Source organism: Neobacillus sp. FSL H8-0543 (genome assembly GCF_038592905.1).
Classification (GTDB): Bacteria; Bacillota; Bacilli; order Bacillales; family Cytobacillaceae; genus Neobacillus.
Window position 1 is genome coordinate 354,955 of record NZ_CP151943.1, and the last position, 22,377, is coordinate 377,331.

Sequence of the window (22,377 nt, forward strand, 5' to 3'; positions counted from 1 at the left end):
TAATGTTCGACCTCTCTATTTGAGCGAAAAAATACCTCTTTTTTTCATTCCAATCTAAAAAGCGAACTCATATCTTTTCTGCCATGGTTAATATAAAAGTAATCATTCGTCATCGAATCATAGACATAATCCTTCTTCCACCGATCAATATTCGCGATGATTTCTTTTAAAGCACATATAAACATGCTAATTTCATCATTTGTCATAATCGGATGCAAAGAAACGCGAACCCATCCAGGTTTATTAGACATGTCACCATGGTCAATATTATCAGCGATTTGCTTCGAGGTATGAAGATCGATATGAAGCAAATAGTGACCATATGTGCCTGCACATGAGCAACCACCACGGACTTGAAAACCAAACCGATCATTTAACAGCCGGACAATTAGATTGTAGTGAATATGATCAACACAAAACGAAACAATCCCCAAACGATCCGTTTTATGATGCTCTAATATGTGAACACTTGGTATACTTTCCAGTTCGGTCATAAGGAGTTTTATCTGTTCTTTTTCCCTTTGTAAAATTTTCTTGATGCCCATTTGTTCTTTTAAATGTATACATAGTCCAATCCGGATCGCTTGAAGAATTCCAGGTGTCCCACCATCTTCCCTGAGTTCAATATCATCATGGTATTTGTGTTCACCCCAAGGATTTGTCCAAGTAACTGTCCCTCCTCCGGGATGATCTGGTACCTTATTTGCATATAACCTTTTATCAAACACTAACACCCCACTTGAACCCGGGCCACCTAAAAACTTATGTGGTGAAAATAGGATGGCATCAAGTTTTTCTAAGGGGTCTTCTGGATGCATATCAATTGCCACATAGGGAGCAGAAGCAGCAAAGTCTACAAAACAGAGACCGCCATTTTGATGCATTAATTTTGCCATTTGATGATAGGGAGTTCGAATCCCTGTTACATTAGAGCAGGCTGTAAATGATCCAATTTTAACTTTTCGGTCCTGATATTGACCTAACAGCTGTTCAAGATGATGTACATCGACATTTCCTTCATAATCCGGATTAATAATTTCAACATCTACTAACGTTTCCAGCCATGAGGTTTGATTCGAGTGATGCTCCATATGGGTTAGAAATACGATGGGTTTCTCTTGGTCCAGCAGTTGGATTTGATTTTTCCATTGCTCTGGAACTCTGATACCCAAAATCCTCTGTAATTTATTCATTACGGAGGTCATTCCAAATCCATCTAACAGCACAACATCGTGTTCATTGGCATTCACATGGTCCTTAATGATCTGTTTTGAATGTTTATAAATACCAGTCATCATTAAACTCGTAATATTTGATTCTGTATGGGTATTAGCCATAAATGGGCCAAATACCTCAGAAATTTTTTGCTCAATTGGTCGGTACAAACGCCCACTAGCCGTCCAATCCGCATAAATAATTGTTTTTTTTCCAAACGGTGTTTCAAACTCTTGATTGATGCCAATTACCTGTGACCGAAACCTCTGAAAATATTCCTCGAGATTTTCGGGGATTCGATACTGTTTACTCCCGATCATTGCTGTGATCATTATTCACACCTCACAATTATATTGTGTTAACTAATATATGCACCACACCTTGTCGAGTTTTTTCATCACGATAAAATATTCCGAATAAAAAAAGCAGCCTGAACCTATTAAGGATCAAGCTGCGGTTATGAAATACTTATTTTTGTTGCTTCTTTTCGATTCACCTCTTCAATCTTTTGAATAAACATTTGAAAAACACGCCGTTTTTCTTCTAAGTCTCGTATGTATTCCTTAAGCTGATTATAATTTTCTTCAAATGGTTTATGATACAATTGCCGGATATTTTCAATAATTTCCTCATTCACAGTTGATTGAATTACTTGCTTGGTGATGCCATATTTATAAGAATATACTTTCAATTCTTGCGCAACTTCGTCATATTCTTTTCCAATTTCATCAAGAACTTGTGAAATATCATCCTTCCACTCATCCAGTGATTTTTGCAAATAGGATTTTACCAATGTTTCTTCCATCATTACACCCGCCCTAACATTTGTCTCTTACATTATAGCGGAGTTTGTTTGCATAATAGTTTCGGACAGTTTACAGTGGTATTTCATTTTATAGTCCATTTATCACATTAAGTGAGTGGGAATTTCCAAAAAAATAAAAACAAGGACCGAAATGTATCGAGTCCTTGTATCATCTTATCTTTTATAAGTACTAGATTAGTAGGACTCTTTATGATGCTCTTTCTATCATAATTGGAAGACTCTGTGTAATACTATTAGAGTTTCCTAAATCCATATTAATGGTTAAAGAATACTGAAAAGAATTGCTTAATTCCCGCACATTTTCAGGAACATTAATAATAAATGTAATTATACCCGTTTGGTTTGGACTACATTCAAGAGAACAGAAAACAGAATGTGTATTTATTGTTTCTTCAATCAGGGTATTTGTATCAATACTGATTAAATCGATATCATATCTTTTAATTTTATTTTTCATAAAACCGCCATGTATCTCTATTGTTCCGTTAATGACACTGCCAACTTCGTACACGTTCTTATCAAGATGGACGATTGTCTTAGGCAAACCAATTTTCATTTTCATCAAATAATCTTTTAATATCATTTTCTTCACCTTTTTTTAATTATTTTCATGAAAAAAAACAGTTTACCTTAACCGTGGTATTTATTTGTAATTTCATATGACGCTATTGTAGACCCATCCTGATTCGTTGTAAAGTGTTATATTTTTTCAATTTAGTTTTCTATTGCTCAATTTTCTCTCTAAATAGCATCTTTTCTATGGATTGCTCATGATATGATTAAAATCCTTGATATTTTAGCTCCAAATCTTAAAGATGACTTTGCTATTTTATTTATCAACTGCCTCAGAAAAATCTTCAAGTGTGGTTGAATATTTTATGTAAATCCTTGGTAAGTAATACAACTCATTTTTGATGTTTTTCTTCGAAAATACCCCTGGTGTTGTTGTCAACCCGAAGGTATAATGCATTTTTGTTTCTTCTACAACCCGATCATTAAAAGCACCGTATGGGTAGGCAAGGGCAATAACTGGTTTTCCGGTTATTTTTTCGATTTTTTCCTTTGATTCTTTTAATTCATACTCAAGATTATCCGTTTTAGTCAATTCCGGGTGTGTGGCTGTATGTGACTGGACTGAAATTATTCCCGAATTTGCCATCCTTTTCAATTCCGATGCAGTTAACCGATTTTTATTACCGATAAAATCAGAAATAACAAAAAAAGTCCCAGTAGGTCCAAATTGTTCATTTTTTAATTTCTGAAAAATGTTGTATGCGTTTATGTTATTTTTATATCCATCATCAAAGGTAATGAAAATAGGTTTCTTTACCTTTGATATATCTTGCCACCGTTCAAAGGTTAATAAAGTAAAACCATGGTCTCGTAAATAGCTCATTTGTTTTTCGAAATTTATAGGGGTTACATATAATTCCTTTGAACCTACTCCATTAAACTCATCAATTGAATGATAAATTAATATTGGTACTCTTTGCTCTCCAAAGACATGTGCTGGCTGTACGAACAAAAGAAGGCACAGTATTATTGCTCTCATTTAATATCCCATCCTATTTCTAGATTTAGTTTCACTTATTATTCCTTAATAAGGTGGTTTAATCATCCAAGTAAGAAATCAAAAAAATTTGTAGTTATTTCTGTCTTTCCGTCTTGTTTTGATAGCTTTTGTCAACATGCAGGAAAATGGGGTATTCAGTGGTGAATTACTATGCTAAGAGGGTTTAACATAGAACGAGGGGACTGAATATTATGAGAACTTTGACGTTAAAAGAAGTTTCCAAAAAAATAAATGCCACACCTGGAATGCTTAGAAAGTGGGAAAAGGAATATGCAGGGCTACTCATAATCCCGCGCACAAAACAAGGGGCTAGAATTTATACCGACTCAGAAATTAATCTGTTAGCTGAAATAAAACAAATGTACAATCAAAAATTCACTTCAGAAATGGTACGTAAAGTATTAGCGAATAAAAACGAACCTGTGCCCGTTGAAATCTCAGAAACGCCTGCAAATACTATTGCATTCGTTTCCGATGAAAATTTAACATTATCAGCTGAAGAATCTGCCATGATGAAAGCAGATTTATTTTTCGAAGCAATGGATAATTATAAACAGACCTTTTTAAATGAAGTAAAAGATGAAATTCGAAGTGTACTAAGAAAGGAAGTAGTAGAGGAGGTCAAAAAGGAAATTAAGAATGGGACCCTTACTACTGTAAAATCAATTTCCGATTCTATTTATAAATCTAACGCGAATACGAAAGCAAATTTTGATGTAATATCTGAAAACCTTGAAAAGGTTTCTGAACAAACTTCAGAATCATTACAGTATTTATCTAAAAGTATTACTAATGTCTCGATTGAGACTTCTGAAGAAATTTATTCTCTTTCAAAACAGTTGACAGATTCCACGGAAGAATTATCCCGTTTTGTAAGTATTACAAATAATGAGATGGTTAATCTTAACGAATCTATTGAAAAGGAACGTGAAGAATTTATCCAGGACCGTGAACAATACCGCCACGAAATACGGCAAAGAGAAGCTGACTTCCAAGATATGTTAGTTAGTTTTAGAGATGTCGCTGCGTCAAAGGAAAGGAAATGGTGGAAGTTTTGGAAATAAAGTCTGACAAACCAATATTCTTTGTTCAACTTTTACATGTGGAGGGATTAAAATGAACACAAGTGAAGTAGCAAAATTATTAGGGGTTTCACAAAGTACGATCCAACGTTGGGTCAAACAGTTAAGATTACAAATGGAACGGAACGAACGTGGTCATTATCATTTTAATAATGAAGATATTACCCTTTTAAAACATATTCAAGAACAAATTCAATCTGGAACTCTACTTCAAGATATAGCACCTGCACAAGAGAAAAAGGTACGTAAAGGAGCTGTTAAAACAGTAGAAAATAATGCAGAGGTTGAACGATTATTTTCAATCGTTGGTGAATTAGAAACAAAGGTGAATTCAAAAGCAGATTCTGTTACCTCGTATCAACTCCTGCAGCATCGGAGAGAAATCGAGGAATTACAGGAACAAATAATCGGACTGTCAGACCAACTAGAGTTAATTCAATCCCAGTTTAACGAGTTGAAAACATCTTCTTTACCAGACAAACCTCTTGTATTTGATCATGGCAAGGTAAAAAGAAAGAAAAAAAATATTGTAAGCTCACTATTTGGATTTTAATACCTAATAATAAACCAAAGACTGGTCTTTAGAAATAAAGGTCAGTCATTTTTTTATAGCTCTATAAAATGAGCTGTTGCTTTCCAGGCGTGAGTCCCTAAAGTAATAAAGATCAAATAATATTACCAACCATTAGTACCTGATGATAAAAATCACATACACCCCACTAAATTAATGGTACGATTCAAGAAGTTCCATTAACTTAAATAATTGAAACGGGGTTTTAATTTGAACTTTCCACAACTAAAAATAGCACATATGATGCCTAAGGTCCCAGTTTTCCAAGGGGGCATGGGTGTTGGGATATCGTTAAGCAGCCTTTCTTCAGCTGTAGCAAATGCTGGTGGTGTAGGTATTATCTCAGGTACTGGTATATCAGTTGACGAGATGCGGACACACATTAGAAAAGCAAAAGAAATGGTAACAGGTGCAGGGTATATTGGCGTCAATGTCTTGTTTGCGATGAATGATTTTGCAGAAAAAATGAAAGCTGCACTTGAAGAAAAGGTTGATTTCATTATATCAGGGGCTGGAATTTCCAGAGACATGTATTCATGGGGAAGACAAGCTGGTATTCCGGTTCTGTCTATCGTATCTTCTGCAAAGCTAGCAAGAATTTCAGAACGTTTGGGTGCAGCTGCCGTTGTTGTCGAGGGTTTTGAAGCCGGTGGACATTTAGGTACTGATCGTCCTTTATTTGATATCCTACCTGAGGTGGTTGAAGCTGTTTCCATACCGGTTCTTGCTGCAGGCGGAATTATGACAGGAGAAGATATTGCCAAGGCTCTTAGTTTAGGCGCTTCTGGGGTGCAAATTGGAACCAGGTTTGTGGCAAGTGAAGAGTGTGATGCCCCGCTTGCTTTCAAACAAAAATATGTTGAGGCCCGCAAAGAAGATACGATGTTAATAAAAACAACCGTCGGCTTACAGGGCAGAGCAATCATGAACAACTTCACTGAACTGCTGACCACTTCCGATAAGTTAAAAATTAAGAAATGCCACGATTGCTTGAAAAATTGTTCCTATCGTTTTTGTACCTTAGATTCATTGATTAAGACTGTTGAAGGTGATGTCGAAAATGGCCTCGTATTTGCCGGAGCAAGAGTAGATGAAATTAAGGAAATTCTTTCTGTTCAACAGATTATTGACAATCTTACAGCAGAATATCAAGAGGCAATCAAGCAATAGCATTTCCCTACAGAAAAATAGCCAACCGTTCTACGGTTGGCTATTCGTTATTCTATGGGAGATTTTTTATTTTGTTTATAATGGGTGTCCGCGGTTTTGGTGGTGGAACTTCTTCAGGATAACCAATACCTAACACTCCAATAAGATCATAGTTGTCTGGAACACCTAGTAGTTGGCGGTTTTTTCCTGTAATACCTATGGAGGACCAAAATGTGCCCATGCCTTCTGCCCATGCGGCAAGATTAAAGTTTTGGATAAAGCAGGCAGTGGCCATTGCATTTTCCTCTGTCTCAACAGTTGTAGCACCGTGCTTAGACAACACAGCTATTAAAACAGGAGCCTTTCCAAAGTCAGTCTTATGGTTTAACTTTGCTCTTGTCTCCTGACCAATAAAATAAACTTCCCAAGGTTCAGTCATTCGATGATTAGGTGCCATTGCAGCCGCCTCAAGCCATGATTGAATTTCATCAAGGTTAACCGTGTTTGGCTTGAATTTTTTTATATTCCTTCGATTCTTTATTACTTCAATGATATTCACCTTTATCCCCCCCCACATCCTCTACGAAATGCCTATCTTGTCTCTCGACAGCGAATAAACCTTGCTTATAGCCCAGAAAACAAAACCATAATGATTGAGCGAAGAAGAAAATACCCCAAGCCTGTGCTGGCAAAATAACGGTCAGTTCGGACAAGTTTGTTGCGTCACCGGCTGACTGCGGGTGCATCATACTTATTATTAAAATATCATATGCGCTTCCTATCGATTCTACCAATAAAACCGATGCAATTAACAATAAAAGATTGTTTATTAATGTTTTACTTCCTTTTATTAGCAAGGTAAGAAAGATGAAGCCAAATGAGACTAGCCAAAAAACTCCATATGGATTTCGCACCCAAAATATGAGATTTAACAAGATATATCCTAATAAAATATCAATTAAGAAGGTGTATTGTTTCTTCTGAATTAACCAAAAAGATAAAAAGGCCATTAGGGAAGAAACAACGTAGCCCGCTATACTTGTAAAAAAATCAATAATCCAAATTGACTCTCTGCCATAGGTAACACCATCAGAATTCATAAATAGTGAAATGGATTCTACTTGGCCGCCAAAAAGAGCGACAAAGGCATGCCCTGATTCGTGAATAACCGTATTAATTATACTAATATAATTCCCTATAATTGGGATATTCACCAATAAGAAGGCCACCCCAATGAAGAGGAAAAACTTTATACTAAATTTTTCTTTTAAAAATCCCATTTCACATTCCCCTTTTTAAAACTCATAGTGTACATGTACTTCCATTGTACACTTTTCTATATTTTCAGAAAAATAATTCGCCTCTCATAACTAAAAAAAGGAACTAAATAAAAGTTCCTTCCTGCTCTCTCACCTGGATTCAAGTGGACAATTACAACTTTTAATTGATGCTCGCCTATCATTTTTTCCGAAAATTGAAAATTGCAAAGTATATATACAAATATGACCAGGTCTGCTTCTATTTTAGATGGCAGACCTGGTTTATTCTATACGATTTACTTCGTTTCCTCTTCATTATTTTGTGTAAACGTAAGAAGGCCAAAAAACACAAAGCTTAATAATAAAATGACTCCCCCGCCAATATAAAAAGCAGTATTGACTGCGCTTGGCAGAAAATCAGGTTTAAAGATATAGATTGCCATCCCCCCCGTTAAACCAATCGAACCCGCTATGGCTGAATATACATGCAGTTTCACCAAAACTCCGTCCTTTTTATGAAAAACTCGATAATAAACAGCCCACGAAAATAATGTTAACCAGCCTACTACTAAACTATGTGCATGAATGGGTCGGTAGGCATAACCGCCTGAACCGGCCATATGAGCTCCAAGGACTGCGCCAATTAAGCCAAAAACAGCTGAGACTTTTAATAATAGGTTACTATACTTAATCATTTATTCACTCTCCCCCATGTTCAGTTAATTGTCCATCCTTCATTACAAAAATCCTGTCACAAACCGGTAGAATTTGCTCATCATGAGTAACTATAATGGCCGATTTATTTTGTTCCTTAACGATCCTTGAGATTAATCCGATAATTGCTAAACTTCGATTTGAGTCCAAACTAGCGGTTGGTTCATCCGCCAATATGATTTCAGGGTCATTGATAAAAGCTCTGGCAATCGCCACTCGTTGTTTTTCTCCACCCGATAATTGATGTGGATAAGACTTACTTCGTTGCTCCATTCCAACCACAATTAACAATTCTTTAATTTTCCGTTTACCTTCCTTTGTCCATTGATTCGCCATTTTCAAAACGAGGCTTAGCTGTTCCTCAACCTTTAAATAAGGCACTAAATTAGAAGTTTGAAAGATATATCCAAGATGATTCAGCCTGATGTTTGCTTTTTCAATATCACTGAATCCGCTGATATTGGTCCCATTTACAAAGACTTTTCCATTATCAGGGGATTGAAGTGCTCCAGCAATCGATAGAAATGTCGACTTTCCAGAACCGGAGGGACCAACTACAGCCACGACCTCGCCCATTTTCAAACTGAAAGATAAATCTTTTACAATATGATTATTCTTATCCCCATCCCTAAAGGACTTTTCCACATTTTCTAAAACCAAAGTGTTACCCATCCTTATTCTAACCTCCCCATTGCTTGTATTGGATCTGCTTTCACAATATTAAATACGGATAATAACGAGCCGAATATCGACACTAAGAATAGAATGCCTGAAAACTTAGCTATCTGGACGATATCAAAAATAAATGGAATATCATCGGGAAGCACTACCATAAACCCTCTAGTAAAACCAACCGCTAAAGCAATATTGACAATTGTTAATAAGATAACCTGAAAAATCGTCGATTTTACCAAAACACTTGATTTTGCGCCAATGGCTTTCAAGATTCCAAATTGTGCCGTTTTTTGTATCGTCATGATATAAAAGAAGGCAGCTAAAACAAAAACGGCAATGACAATTAAAAAGGAAAGCATCATATAGAGAGAATTCTGTTCTGCTGTAAAACCTGGAATTCCTTTAACCACTTTGTCCTTTTCAACCCATTCACCATTATTAATTAAACTAGAAACTCCCTGTTTCAATTCTGGGTTATCTTTCTTGATGACAATGGCATTTAATTCACTACTTTCTGAACCACCTGACATAGCCTCCCAGGTTTCAATGGATATTAGGGCTACAGGTGTATGACTATATGTTTGATCATCGATAAAACCAGCAACCTTTAGCATCGCACCGCTTCGTGCATCTTTGACTCTTGTTCCAATTTTTATCGTTTCGGACTTTAGGGAACGATCGAGTAATACTGAATTTTCAGCGCTTGTCTCGAGTCCCTTTCCTTCAATAGCATCAGGCTCCAAAAAACCTCCGGCACTCACTGCCATGAATGTCACATCGAGTTTATCATCAGAATTTAACGGCGATAATGCACCCATCTGTATCCCGATAGGTTGTGCTTCACCTTTTACAGGAAAATTCCCTAAGTCAATTTCTAAATGGGAGCGATCAAGCCGTTCATCTGAGTTTTTTTGCAGGTAAAACGCATCCACTGGCATATTAATAATCGAAGAAGCATTATTCATCGACAGGCCATTTGCCAGTCCGCTAATTACAAACACAAGAATAGCAACGAAAAAGAGTATAAAGCTTATTAGTAAATATCTGATTTTAAAAAATATCATTTCCTTAATGGGTAAGAAGTACATAAAAAAATTCATCCTCCTAATTTCATTTCATAAAATAAGATACCTCATGAATATGAACGGAAGATGAATATCACTTTACAATGTTGGTAACCTAACTTTAATTAGGGTTCCCTCCCCTTTTCCACTATGAACTTCAATGCTCCCAGAATGCAAATCGACAATAGATTTAACAATGGCTAGTCCTAATCCAGTTCCCTCGATTGAACGTGTCCTTGAAGTATCTGCCCGGTAAAAACGATCAAAAATCCGCTCCTGCTGTTTTTGATCTAACCCGATACCTGAATCCTTGAAAATTACTTCAATACATGAATTCGTCTCCGTTAATTCAATGTCAATTAATCCATTATCGCGATTATATTTTATTGCATTTGTCAGGAGATTTTCCCAAACAGAATATAATAGTGCAGCATCACCTTTGATCAATAAATCCGGCAGTGAATAACTCACCATAATTCCCTTCTCCATGATGCTCCATTGATATTGTTGGATAAGCTTCATTAACTGCTCCCCCACATTAAACCTGCTGATTTCCAATAAATCCAGTTTGCTTTCAATAGCGGCTAGAATTAAAAGTTGTTTCGTCATATAGGATAATCGATTTACTTCTGAATGAACCACTTGAATATATTGGTCCTTTTCACCATCATTTAATTGGTGATTTTCTAATAAATTCATATATCCTTTAATATTCGTTAGCGGCGTTTGAATATCATGAGAAATATTTGATATTAATTCTTTTCTTAATGTATCAATCGTAGCAAGTTTCTTAGACATAGTATTGAAGCTACTAGCAAGATTGCCCAATTCGTCTTTGCGGTCAATATCAAGTTTTATCGAAAAATTCCCTTCCGAAATTTCTGTTGTTGCATTATTTAGCTGTTTAATCGGTTGAACTAAGTATTTTGTGCTGATTAAAACCAGCATAATACTCATTAGGATGGAACTAATAAGCAGCCAGCCAAATAGGATACGCATCTCATTAAACATAAGTTTTATATCCGGTCTTACAAATAAAGCATATTTTTTGTTTTGAGTTTTAAAAGATACTCCCACTGAATTATTTAATTCATTCGCAAAAAAACCTGTTACAAAGGTTTTATGTGGAAAGTCTCTAATTCCGTGGTATACATCTCCATTGATAACTTGGTCGGTTATTTCAGCGGATAATTGCTTCACCCTAAATGGTGAACCAAAATAATTACGATTTCCATTTTGATCCACCAAAAGAACCTGATAGCCAATTCCCCCGATATGCTCAAAATAATCCTCGAGGCTGATTGATGTTTGCCTGCTAGCGAAATCTGCCATGTTTGAAGCGATTTTCAAGATTTTTTCATCATTCTGCTTTTTCAATATCACTTGGTAGTGAGTATTGGATAGGAGAAAGGAAAGAAGTCCACTACATACCATGATTAGTATGGTTGTGAATGCAAACTTACTATATAGTGATTTCATTCACAGTACCTCAAGTGAATAGCCAATTCCTCTGATTGTTTTAATGGAAAAATCATCTGATATACCAGAAAACCGCTCCCTTAACCGCTTAATATGGACATCCACCGTTCTTTCATCCCCTTCAAAATCAAGGCCCCATAATTTCTCAATCAACTGGCTTCTGCTAAAAACTTGATTTGGATGTGTGGCTAGAAAGGCTAAAAGATCAAATTCTTTTAGCGGCAGGATGTAGCTCTTTTCTTTTACTTTCACCTCGTATGCTTTCTTGTTTATGTATAGAGATCCAAAAATAATATTTGCTTCATTTGCTATTCCAAACCTTCTTAATAAGGCGTTAACTCTAAAGATGAGCTCCCGGGGCTCGAAGGGTTTTATTAAATAATCATCTGTACCGGAATCAAAGCCTTTTTCTTTATCTTCAATCTGGCTTTTCGCCGTTAATAATATGATCGGAATATCATAGGACTTGCGAATTTCTTTGGTTAATTCATACCCGTCCATGATTGGCATCATGATATCTACAATGGCTAATTCACATAATTCCTTTTTTAATATTTTTAAAGCTGTTATGCCATTTTCTGCTCCAAGTACTTTAAAGCCTTCTTTCATTAATAAACCTTTTACTAGATAGCGAATATGCTCATCATCATCAACAACTAGTATCGTTTGCATACTATTCCACCTTCACAAATGCTTAGATATTTTCTCCTCCATTGTAATCAATGAACTACTAGATGGAAAGTGATGAGGCATCAAATCGGATTAAAATTCGACAAACCAACAACTTATCTGTTATAATTAAGTTGTTGCATTAGTAAATGTATTTTTTGTATTCAGGAGGAATGAATTTGATAGAGTTTAAAGATATTGAAAAAAAGTATAAAAATAAAACAGTAATCAAGCCTTTTACTTTAAATATTGAGGCTGGTCAGTTAGTTGTATTTATCGGACCAAGCGGTTGCGGGAAAACTACACTGCTTAAAATGATAAATAAACTGATTCAACCAACTTCGGGAAGAATTTTTGTAAATGGAAAGGATATTTCCACAATTAACCCCATTGAACTGCGGAGAAATATTGGATACGTTATCCAAAATACCGGGCTGTTTCCACATATGTCCATTAAAGAAAATTTAGAATTAATTCCAAAACTTAAAGGTGAAGACCCCGATTCTATTGGCAAAAAAACTAAGGAATTGCTTGAATTAGTCGGTTTAGATCCAGAAGATTTTCTGGAACGCTTTCCAAAGGAATTAAGCGGCGGACAGCAGCAAAGAATTGGTGTGGCACGTGCCTTCTCTACAAACTCCGATATTATTTTAATGGACGAGCCGTTCAGTGCATTAGACCCCGTTACAAGAAGTTCGCTTCAGGATGAACTATTCCAAATGCAAAAGGAACTAAATAAGACGATTATCTTTGTTACCCATGATATGGACGAAGCTATTAAAATAGCAGATAAGATTTGTATTTTAAAAGATGGAGATATTCTCCAATTTGATACACCAGAAAACATTCTCAAAAACCCTGCAAACGATTTTGTGGAAGATTTTATTGGAAAAAGAAGGGTGTGGAATAATCCTGAATTAATAATGGCGAAGGATATAATGATTCCCAATCCAGTTAAGATAACTGGGAAACGTAACGTATTACAAGCAATTGAGATTATGAAAGGTAATAAGGTTGATAGTCTTATGGTAACGAACAGAAATAATGATTTAGTTGGGTTGGTAACCTTGAAGGGAATTCAATTGCTCAATCGGAATAGTTCGATTGAAGAGGTGATGGAGAAGCAGGTTCTATCTATTTCAGAAGATGCTAACTTGATTTCCATTTTGACAACGATGAATGAACATCAGATAGGTTATGTACCTGTAGTGAATAGTTTCAACCAATTAACAGGTCTAATTACAAGAAGCAGTATTTTAGCTGCATTAAGTAGCCAGCTAATTGATTTGGAGGTGGCCTTTTAATGGGTGATTTTTTCAAGTATTTAAGTACAAACTATGAACAAATTTTCAGTTTACTAGGTCAGCATATATATTTAAGTGTAATTTCTGTTTTAATAGCTATTATTATCGCAATACCGCTTGGCATTTTAATTTCTAGTAATCAAAAGCTTGCAAAGCCAATCATCGGAACCACTAACGTCATCCAGGCTGTACCAAGCTTGGCCTTACTCGGGTTCTTAATCCCATTCATCGGCATTGGTAGTACTCCGGCCATCGTTATGGTCGTTCTATACTCGCTCCTTCCAATCGTCAAAAATACGTATACAGGATTGACTAATATAGATGCTGATATCCTTGAAGCCGCCAAAGGTATCGGTTTAACAAAGAGCCAGACGATGAGAAAGGTTCAGTTGCCGTTAGCGTTCCCGATGATTATGGCAGGTATCAGGATCTCTGCGGTAACAGCTGTTGGATTGATGACTATCGCAGCCTTTATTGGCGCAGGCGGACTTGGTTATCTTGTTTTCTCAGGTGTACAAACCGTTGACAATTACATGATACTTGCTGGGGCTATTCCTGCCTGTATTCTAGCCCTTTTCATTGACTTTGTTGTTGGAAAACTTGAAGTGTCGTATTCTTACTCAAGCAAACAGAAATCCAAATCGAAGACTAGTAAAAAAGTAAAAAAACTAATGATCGGGCTCGCAAGTTTCGTTTTAGTTGTAGCCGGTGCGTTCACGATTTATTCAAAAGCAACCGCAGTGGACAAACTTGTCATTGGTTCAAAAAATTTCAGTGAACAATTGATTATAGGAAACATGTTAGCTGATTTAATCGAAAACAAAACTGATATAGAAGTAGAGAGAAAATTGAATCTCGGTGGCACCCAAGTAGCTTTTAGTGCATTAGATAATGATGATATTGATGTATATGTAGAATATACCGGTACTGGACTGGTAAGTATCCTAAATAAGAGTCCTTTAAACGACGCTGATCAAGTCTATGATGTTGTTCAAAAGGAGTTCAAAGCCAATTATGGGATTCAACTGCTCGAACCACTTGGTTTTAATAACACTTATACAATCGCTGTACGTCAAGACACTGCCCAACAATATGGTTTGAACACAATTTCTGATCTAGCCAAGGTGAGCGATGGCTTAATTATGGGACCTACCATCGAATTTGCAAACCGTGAAGATGGATTACCAGGTCTATCTCAAACCTATAATATGAATTTTACAGATGTAAAAGCCATTGACGGCGGGTTGCGTTATTCTGCCCTAGACAATCATAAGAGTGATGTGATCGATGCTTTTTTAACAGATGGTTTAATTGAAGCGTTTAGTTTGAAGGTGTTAGAGGATGATAAAGGCTTTTTCCCACCTTACTATGCTGTTCCAATCATCAAAGAGAAAACATTAAAAAAGCATCCCGAGCTTAAAAAAGTATTGAATTCCCTTTCTGGTAAACTTACCGATGATATAATGCGTAAACTTAATTACAAAGTTGATAGCCTAAAAGAATCACCAGAAAAGGTAGCAAAGGAATTTTTACAAAAAGAAGGTTTATTGTAAATAGCTAATTAAATGGCCGGTTCATTATGAACCGGCCTCTTTGCTAACTTTATTTTCTTCCAAGCGCAATGATTAACCCTCCATAAAATGTACGACTCTTTCATATGTTCCATCATCACCAATAATAAGGAGAACATCCTCCTCAAGTATTAGTGCATACGGTCCAGGTGAGATAATCAACTCTCCCTTTCTCTTCATCCCAATTACGGTTCCGCCTGTATTTTGCCAAAATTTCACCTCTGAGATTGTCTTGCCAATATGTGCGCTGCCTGGGAAAACTTCTACTTCAATGGGTGCCAGCGGATTCGTATGCCGCAGCTTTCCTGAATAATCTATGATTTTTCTAAGTGTGTCATCTAACTGCTGATCAAGCTTGCTTCTCTCGTTAATGAGGGAATGGATTTGTTTCTCAAGATCTTTTATACTTGCCAAATTCGAAAATCGATGAATATATTTATAGGCATTTTCACGTGAGGAAATGAGAATTCCGCTGCCTTTCGTAGATTGAACAATCTCCACATCCTCCAAAATCTTAATTGCCCGCCTAACGGTCTCTGGCGATACATTATATTCACTTGCCAAGGTAGATCTACCGTGAATTCTTTCACCCACTTTAAATTTCCCATCGTATATTCTATTAGCCAAATCGATTGCAATCCGTTCGTAAGTTGGTATTTGTGCCCTCTGCATAGTGTCCTCCAGAACTTTAAACCATTTTAATCATTGCTACTTCCACTATACCTCTTTGTTATGGAAGAAGCGAGAGACTCGGTTACATAAGATTATTAAAATGTTGTAAAATAAAAAAGCAGTCTAAATTTGATTTAGATCTGCTTTTTTATTTTACGCAGTCACTGCAGCAAAAAACTCTTCATATAATGCGTTTACGGCTTTTTTTTCATCCACTTCTTTGACACCAAACATCATACTTACTTCGGAGGAGCCTTGGTTGATCATTTCGATATTGACCTTAGCCTTTGCCAGCGCTTTAGAGGCTCGTGCCATTGTGCCTACATTCCTGCGCATCCCTTCACCTACAACCATGATTAGTGCAAGGCTATGCTCAACTTTTACTTCATCAGCATGTAATTCTGATTCTATCCGCCATTTGATTTCATTTTCCATTTCTAAATCAAGCTGGTTCTCTCTTAAAATAACAGATACATCGTCAATTCCTGAAGGAGTATGTTCATAAGAAAGTCCATAATCTTCTAAAATACTAAGAAGTTTTCTTCCAAAGCCAATCTCTCTATTCATAAGGTATTTACTTACATAAATACTGCAAAATCCTTGATCGCTGGCAATTCCAATCACAGGACCATTGGTGTTATCTCGTTCATAAACAATTTTGGTTCCTGGTGCCGTTGGATTGTTCGTATTCTTAATTTGTACAGGTATCCCTGCACGGAATGCTGGAACAAGCGCTTCATCATGCAGGACGGTAAATCCTGCATAAGATAATTCCCGCATTTCTCTATAAGTTAATTCCTTAATTTCTTTCGGTCTTTCAACAATAAATGGGTTGACTGAATAGACGGCATCCACATCGGTAAAGTTCTCATAAAGGTCAGCTTTCAATCCATTAGCAAGAATGGAACCAGTTATATCAGAGCCGCTACGGGAAAAAGTAAACACTTCACCTTCCTCACTATAGCCAAAGAAACCTGGGAAAATTAATATTCCTTCCCGTTTTCTCAGTGCAAACAACCGATCATAGGATTCTGGCAGTACTTGAGCATTTCCTGGCTCATCGCTTACAAGCAGCCCAGCTTCACCTGGATTAACATAATTGGCATCTACCCCCTGGCTCTGAAAATAAGCAGCCACCAATTTAGCGTGATTATCCTCACCGCTTGCTTTCACACAATCCATGAACCGCTCAGGCTTGGTTCGGTCACTATTCAATCTTCGAGATAAATCCTCGGTAATTTCGCTTATTATCTCGTCAGCAAGGGATAGTTCCTCTGCAATAGCAGAATATCTTGCTATAATGGCGTCAACCTTCGCTTTTGGGTTATTATTTTGCAGACACAGTTCGGCACACTCAATTAATAAATCAGTTACCTTTTGATCATCTGGAAACCTCTTCCCTGGTGCAGAGACGACGACCACCTTTCGCTCAGGATCTGACATAACAATCCGGAAAACTTTCTCGATTTGTTTTCCAGAAGCCAAAGATGACCCCCCAAATTTAATGACCTTCATCTAAACAACTCCTAATCAAGAAAAATATAATCTTAATTTTATCCCTATTCAGAAAATAATCAAGTATTTTCTCCTTGGAAAGTACATTTGTTTTTCTGCAGTGGACACTAGAGTTAAAAAAACAGCAAGATTCATCACAAACCTCACTGTTTCTACATTCTGTTATCGAAGAATTTCAATAAAATGGGCCAGTATTCTAGCTGTCAGCCCCCAAATAGCTTTCTCCTCATAATTATAAAAGTATTCATCGATTGCCCTTGTCCGCCAATTGTAGTTCTCGCCGCCGACAACTAAATTAAACGGAAAATTCTCTTCCGGCTCCACCTTAAAGTTTACATGATAAATTTTTGGTTCATTATTTATAAAGTAGGTTAACGGGACAGTAAAAATTTCACCCACTTCTGTTGGATTAGGCTGGATATTTTCAGGATTATCGATTAGTCCCACAAAGGGGTAGATCATCATTCCAAAAGGAGAAATCATAAAATCGAGTGGATAAACTTCAGAGATATTCGCTTTATCAATTCCTAATTCCTCTACGGTTTCTCGAATGGCTGCACTTTTTTCATCTGTATCATCTACATCTATTCTACCGCCAGGAAAGCAAATCTCACCTGGCTGCCTTCTCAATTCAAGCGAGCGAACTTCAAATAATACATGAATCCCATCCTCTTTTTTTAGGAGCGGCACCATGACAGCATACTTTGAAAATTTCTCACTGCCGAGGATGGTAGGTGTATGGTTTTTTATTTTTTCTAATATGGATTCCATTTCCATGATCTCACCTCCAATGAAAAAAAATCTATAGTAATAATAGTATCATTTTTGCTATGTAATTTGCTTCTTTTACAGCCTATAAAAAAACAATCCAATTCAGTAGACTGGATTGTTTCCATACCATTATTCCTTTTTCTCCGCCCATGAATACATATATGCTGAATCTTCAAGCGTACTGGCATCTTTTACAACCTTAAGCGGATGAAAGGTATCGATCATAACGGCGAGTTCAAATGTTTCTTTTTTCCCAATACTGCTTTCCGTTTTTCCTGGATGTGGACCATGCGGAATACCGCTGGGATGCAGGGTGATTGATTCTAGTTGAACCCCTTTCCGACTCATAAAATTACCTTCTACATAATAGAGAAGCTCATCACTATTCACATTGCTGTGGTAATATGGAGCAGGTATTGCCTGTGGATGATAGTCAAATAATCTCGGGACAAATGAACAAACAACAAAATTATTCCCTTCAAATGTTTGATGAACGGGAGGCGGCTGGTGCACCCTTCCTGTAATAGGTTCAAAATCTTCAATATTAAATGCCCAGGGATATAAGTATCCATCCCAGCCAACAACATCAAAAGGGTGATGACCTAGGATGTGAGAATGGATCGCGCCTCGTGATTTTGTAAAAACCTCAAACTCTCCCTTCAAGTCATGGGCATCTAGGTTTTCTGGTCCGCGGAAATCGCGTTCACAAAACGGACTATGCTCTAAATGCTGTCCATACTCGTTCCGGTAACGTTTTGGAGTTGTGATTTGGCTAAATGACTCGATGAACAAAATTTTTGTTACTTCCGTTTCATTGGGGATGACTTTATAAATCGTTCCAATCGGAATTACCAGATAATCACCGGGCTGATAGGTAATCGTTCCAAACATTGTCTCTAGCTTACCTGAACCGTAGTGAATAAAAAGCATTTCATCTCCATCACCGTTTCGGTAAAAGCTGTTCATTGGCTCAGTGACCTTTGCTGTTCCAATCAATAAATCCTGATTACCTAAAATATATTGTCTTGCGGTGAGGGCATCACCACTTTTCAACACATTGCTGGTTAGGAAATGTCGGTGAATTAACGATTGCTGGTCTTCATATTCAGGCAAATAACTGCTGGAAACCCCTGATTTTACCACTTCTGTTGGCATGTAGTAATGATATAAAATCGATTGCGTTCCTGAAAAACCGCGTGTCCCCATTACCTGCTCACGGTAAAGTGTCCCATCCGTTTTTTTAAACATCGTATGCCGCTTGTGAGGAATCTTGCCCATTTGACGGTAATACATCTATTCACCTCTATTCATTTACTATTGAATTCTTTAAGACTCCGAGTTTATCAATCTCCAATTCAACCACATCACCTGGTTTAAGCCACCTGTGCACTTCTGTACCAAGTTCTAAGATACATCCTGACCCAACCGTACCAGAACCAATAATCTCTCCAGGATAAAGCGTAACTCCCGCTGATGCCCTTTCTATCATTTCAGCGAATGAATAGAATATATCTTTCATATTCCCTGCTGAGAGAAGTCTGCCATTTACCCGTGCTTTCATAGTGAGGTCAAAGCCTTTATTAGCTTTAAAGGGTTCTAATTCATCTTTTGTAAGTATCCACGGACCAATGGAGGTTGCAAAATCCTTTCCCTTTGCAGGTCCAAGTCCAATCTTCATCTCCTGTCTTTGCAGGTCTCTGGCACTCCAATCATTTAATATACAATAACCAAAAATATAGTCTTCTGCCTCTTTCGCAGAAATATTTCTCCCTTGCTTTCCAATGACACAAGCCATCTCAAGTTCATAATCTAAACAATTGCATTCTACTGGTTTACTAATCTTAGAACCAGGCCCCTTAATCGCTAAATGATTCGAAAAGTAAAAAACAGGTATCTCATACCATTCTGGGATCATTTCTAAACCCCTATTTTCCCTAGCTGTTTTCACATGCTCTTCAAAGGCATAAAAATCACGGAAACTTCTAGGCTCCGGTAATGGTGGTTTGAGCCGAATCTCATTTAACTGATATACACCCTTATCACCTATTGAGCAGGATAACAATTTAACCGCCCTTTCGACATTCGCTTCACTGTTCCCAAGGAAATCAATCAGTTTTTCGGGCAACCCTCCCTCGGTAGCTTCAAATAAATCTAGTACGAGGTCATTTTCTAACAATATGCCTGCTCGGATATTTCCATCAACTTTTTCAAAGGTTACAAATTTCATTTATCCACCTAATTTCTGTTCTTTCTTAACATTTCGAACGTTTTCCCTAATGGATTGGTATAACTGTTTCCTGCCATTCTTCCAATAGGCTGGAGCATCGCTGTATCAATTCGTCCCTTATCGTACAATTTATCATCTATTTGGATATTTAAGACCTTTCCAATAACTAAGCTGCCCGCCCCAGCATGCTCACCGAAATGTAATACCTGATGGAGTTCACATTCTAAATGGAGAAGTGACTCCTTTATTCGTGGTACCTTTACCATTACACCTGGCACTTTAGTTAAACCAACCTCAATAATTTCATCAATCTCAGGAGCATATTCCGTGGCACAGTCGTTCATTTGTTTTGCGAAGGTTTCACTAACAATATTTACTACAAACTGTTTTGTCATTTCTATGTTAACGAGAGTGTCTTTTTTTGCCCCATCACTCCCCCTTCTCATAGGAGAAAAACATATAAGCATGGGTTCTGCACTTATGACGGTGAAAAAACTGAATGGCGCCGCATTGGCAATTCCGTTATCATCAATCGTTGTCACAAATGCAATTGGACGCGGGAGTATCGAGCCAATCAGAAGTTTATAGGCGTCTCTCCATTCAAGTGTATCTGGGACAATCTCCATAAATCCTCACCACTCTTTCAACTAGACTCGATGGGTCTAAAAAAGGGAGAAAATCCCCCCTCTTTTACTAATTTAATTATATATATTTAGATTTATAGGTTCCCACGGCGCTCCTGTTCCCGTTCAATTGACTCAAATAATGCCTTGAAGTTCCCTTCTCCGAAACCACGTGCCCCTTTGCGTTGAATGATTTCAATGAACAAGGTTGGCCGATCAACAATTGGCTTCGTGAAAATCTGCAATAAATAACCCTCATCGTCACGGTCTACTAGGATATTTAGTTCGCGCAGCTTTTCGATTTCCTCATCAATTTTTCCTATGCGCTGGCTTAAATCCTCATAATACGCTATAGGTGTTTTTAGGAACTCGACTCCATTCTTTTTCAAGATAGCAACGGTAGACACAATATCCTCGGTCAAAATTGCTAAATGCTGAACACCGGGACCGTTATAAAACTCCAAATATTCTTGGATTTGTGATTTACGTTTTCCTTCAGCTGGTTCATTAATTGGAAACTTTATCCTCCCACCATTATGCATAACCTTAGACATGAGCGCAGAATATTCCGTTGTAATGTCCTTATCAGAGAAATGCTTCATTTCAATAAAGCCCATGACCTTCGAATAATACTCTACCCATTCCTCCATGAACTCAACATTTCCTACCACATGGTCAATACCGATTAAACCAGCATCTTCAATAGGTAAGGACACAGAATAGGGTTCAAATCCTGGCATGAATACCCCTTGGTAATTTTTGCGTTCTATTAACGTATGGATTGTATCCCCATATGTACCTAGAACCGCCTTTTTAATAATCCCCTTTTCATCTTTTAACTCTATAGGCGCCATAAGTGCAATCGCACCTCGCTCGACAGCTGAACTAAATGCCTTATCGACATCATCGACCAATAAAGCAACATCCTTTACCCCATCACCGTGATTTTTCACGAATTGGGCAACAGGGGTATCTTTTTTATACGAGCCTGTAAGAACGATACGAATATTCCGCTGCTGCAAACAATAGGAAACGCTTTCACGATTACCCGTTTCAAGACCAGAATAAGCTACTGCTTTAAATCCAAAGGCACTGCAAAAAAAGTGGCAGGCCTGCTTTGCGTTGCCTGTATAAATTTCAATATAATCTACATCCCTTACAGGGAAAAAGTCATTTATTAATTGATCTGCTTTTATTCTTTTATCCTTCATTTATACTCCCCCTATTATCATTTAATTAATAATATTCAGAATATATTCTAACTGATACATACCTGTATTCTCAAGAGTAGCTGTTAAAGCAATGCCGCTGTTGAGTGGTAAAGAAAAAAAACGATATTAGGCATAGGCTCTGTTTAACTTGGCTGCTAATTGCAGCGAAGGGCGCTTCGCTTTCCTGAGCGTGCCTCAGCAAAATAA

At 37.2% G+C, this 22,377-nt stretch carries 23 protein-coding genes; 5 read left to right on the plus strand and 18 right to left on the minus strand.

Annotated elements, in window-relative coordinates:
* Positions 1-44: 44 nt before the first annotated feature.
* From NSS81_RS01860 to NSS81_RS01875, 4 genes are all read right to left on the minus strand, one after another.
* Positions 45-1,547: an aminotransferase class V-fold PLP-dependent enzyme gene (locus NSS81_RS01860; RefSeq protein WP_342431861.1), complete on the minus strand. Its 1,503-nt coding sequence runs from the start codon at positions 1,545-1,547 to the stop codon at positions 45-47.
* Positions 1,548-1,672: 125 nt separating this feature from the next.
* Complete coding sequence (locus NSS81_RS01865) at positions 1,673-2,020, minus strand: hypothetical protein (RefSeq protein WP_342433904.1); 348 nt, start codon at positions 2,018-2,020, stop codon at positions 1,673-1,675.
* Between the two features lie 208 nt (positions 2,021-2,228).
* Complete coding sequence (locus NSS81_RS01870) at positions 2,229-2,624, minus strand: hypothetical protein (RefSeq protein WP_342431862.1); 396 nt, start codon at positions 2,622-2,624, stop codon at positions 2,229-2,231.
* 246 nt (positions 2,625-2,870) lie between these two features.
* Positions 2,871-3,593, minus strand: a complete 723-nt coding sequence (locus NSS81_RS01875; protein ID WP_342431863.1) for a polysaccharide deacetylase family protein — start codon at positions 3,591-3,593, stop codon at positions 2,871-2,873.
* A gap of 212 nt (positions 3,594-3,805) precedes the next feature.
* On the opposite strand from NSS81_RS01875, the gene NSS81_RS01880 reads away from it, so the two are divergent.
* The 3 genes from NSS81_RS01880 to NSS81_RS01890 all read left to right on the plus strand — a co-directional run bounded on the left by NSS81_RS01880 (position 3,806) and on the right by NSS81_RS01890 (position 6,437).
* Positions 3,806-4,678 carry a MerR family transcriptional regulator gene (locus NSS81_RS01880; RefSeq protein ID WP_342431864.1) on the plus strand — a complete coding sequence of 291 codons (873 nt, stop codon included), beginning with the start codon at positions 3,806-3,808 and terminating at the stop codon, positions 4,676-4,678.
* Between the two features lie 52 nt (positions 4,679-4,730).
* Complete coding sequence (locus NSS81_RS01885; protein WP_342431865.1) at positions 4,731-5,249, plus strand: MerR family transcriptional regulator; 519 nt, start codon at positions 4,731-4,733, stop codon at positions 5,247-5,249.
* A gap of 210 nt (positions 5,250-5,459) precedes the next feature.
* The gene (locus tag NSS81_RS01890; RefSeq protein ID WP_342431866.1) at positions 5,460-6,437 is read left to right on the plus strand and encodes a nitronate monooxygenase; all 978 of its coding nucleotides are present in this window, start codon (positions 5,460-5,462) and stop codon (positions 6,435-6,437) included.
* Positions 6,438-6,489: 52 nt separating this feature from the next.
* Here the strand turns inward: NSS81_RS01890 and NSS81_RS01895 are convergent, their stop codons facing one another.
* The 7 genes from NSS81_RS01895 to NSS81_RS01925 form a co-directional block, all read right to left on the minus strand.
* Positions 6,490-6,975: a nitroreductase gene (locus NSS81_RS01895; RefSeq protein ID WP_342431867.1), complete on the minus strand. Its 486-nt coding sequence runs from the start codon at positions 6,973-6,975 to the stop codon at positions 6,490-6,492.
* Positions 6,962-7,696: a M50 family metallopeptidase gene (locus NSS81_RS01900; RefSeq protein ID WP_342431868.1), complete on the minus strand. Its 735-nt coding sequence runs from the start codon at positions 7,694-7,696 to the stop codon at positions 6,962-6,964. Before NSS81_RS01900 ends, NSS81_RS01895 begins: the two co-directional genes overlap by 14 nt.
* Positions 7,697-7,971: 275 nt before the next feature.
* Positions 7,972-8,370 (minus strand): hypothetical protein, encoded by a 399-nt coding sequence (locus NSS81_RS01905; protein WP_342431869.1) that lies wholly within the window; start codon positions 8,368-8,370, stop codon positions 7,972-7,974.
* Positions 8,371-8,374: 4 nt separating this feature from the next.
* The gene (locus tag NSS81_RS01910; RefSeq protein WP_342431870.1) at positions 8,375-9,061 is read right to left on the minus strand and encodes an ABC transporter ATP-binding protein; all 687 of its coding nucleotides are present in this window, start codon (positions 9,059-9,061) and stop codon (positions 8,375-8,377) included.
* A gap of 2 nt (positions 9,062-9,063) precedes the next feature.
* Positions 9,064-10,128 (minus strand): FtsX-like permease family protein, encoded by a 1,065-nt coding sequence (locus NSS81_RS01915; RefSeq protein WP_342431871.1) that lies wholly within the window; start codon positions 10,126-10,128, stop codon positions 9,064-9,066.
* A gap of 99 nt (positions 10,129-10,227) precedes the next feature.
* A complete protein-coding gene (locus NSS81_RS01920) occupies positions 10,228-11,607 on the minus strand; it encodes a HAMP domain-containing sensor histidine kinase (protein ID WP_342431872.1) in 1,380 nt (459 codons plus the stop codon).
* Positions 11,608-12,279, minus strand: coding sequence for a response regulator transcription factor (locus NSS81_RS01925; protein WP_342431873.1), 672 nt, complete (start codon positions 12,277-12,279; stop codon positions 11,608-11,610).
* Between the two features lie 170 nt (positions 12,280-12,449).
* Between NSS81_RS01925 and NSS81_RS01930 the strand changes: the two genes are divergently transcribed.
* Positions 12,450-13,580: an ABC transporter ATP-binding protein gene (locus NSS81_RS01930; RefSeq protein ID WP_342431874.1), complete on the plus strand. Its 1,131-nt coding sequence runs from the start codon at positions 12,450-12,452 to the stop codon at positions 13,578-13,580.
* Positions 13,580-15,133, plus strand: coding sequence for a glycine betaine ABC transporter substrate-binding protein (locus tag NSS81_RS01935; protein ID WP_342431875.1), 1,554 nt, complete (start codon positions 13,580-13,582; stop codon positions 15,131-15,133). The genes NSS81_RS01930 and NSS81_RS01935 overlap by 1 nt, the downstream gene beginning before the upstream one ends.
* Positions 15,134-15,205: 72 nt before the next feature.
* Here the strand turns inward: NSS81_RS01935 and NSS81_RS01940 are convergent, their stop codons facing one another.
* The 7 genes from NSS81_RS01940 to hppD form a co-directional block, all read right to left on the minus strand.
* Positions 15,206-15,823, minus strand: coding sequence for a GntR family transcriptional regulator (locus NSS81_RS01940; RefSeq protein WP_342431876.1), 618 nt, complete (start codon positions 15,821-15,823; stop codon positions 15,206-15,208).
* Positions 15,824-15,976: 153 nt separating this feature from the next.
* The gene (locus tag NSS81_RS01945) at positions 15,977-17,338 is read right to left on the minus strand and encodes an aspartate kinase (protein ID WP_342431877.1); all 1,362 of its coding nucleotides are present in this window, start codon (positions 17,336-17,338) and stop codon (positions 15,977-15,979) included.
* A gap of 162 nt (positions 17,339-17,500) precedes the next feature.
* Complete coding sequence (locus NSS81_RS01950; protein WP_342431878.1) at positions 17,501-18,115, minus strand: CoA pyrophosphatase; 615 nt, start codon at positions 18,113-18,115, stop codon at positions 17,501-17,503.
* Between the two features lie 123 nt (positions 18,116-18,238).
* The gene (locus NSS81_RS01955; protein ID WP_342431879.1) at positions 18,239-19,402 is read right to left on the minus strand and encodes a homogentisate 1,2-dioxygenase; all 1,164 of its coding nucleotides are present in this window, start codon (positions 19,400-19,402) and stop codon (positions 18,239-18,241) included.
* Positions 19,403-19,412: 10 nt separating this feature from the next.
* A complete protein-coding gene (locus NSS81_RS01960) occupies positions 19,413-20,336 on the minus strand; it encodes a fumarylacetoacetate hydrolase family protein (protein ID WP_342431880.1) in 924 nt (307 codons plus the stop codon).
* 8 nt (positions 20,337-20,344) lie between these two features.
* A complete protein-coding gene (locus NSS81_RS01965; protein WP_342431881.1) occupies positions 20,345-20,962 on the minus strand; it encodes a flavin reductase family protein in 618 nt (205 codons plus the stop codon).
* A 92-nt stretch (positions 20,963-21,054) separates the two neighbouring features.
* Positions 21,055-22,170 (minus strand): 4-hydroxyphenylpyruvate dioxygenase, encoded by a 1,116-nt coding sequence (gene hppD / locus NSS81_RS01970; protein ID WP_342431882.1) that lies wholly within the window; start codon positions 22,168-22,170, stop codon positions 21,055-21,057.
* Positions 22,171-22,377 lie beyond the last annotated feature (207 nt).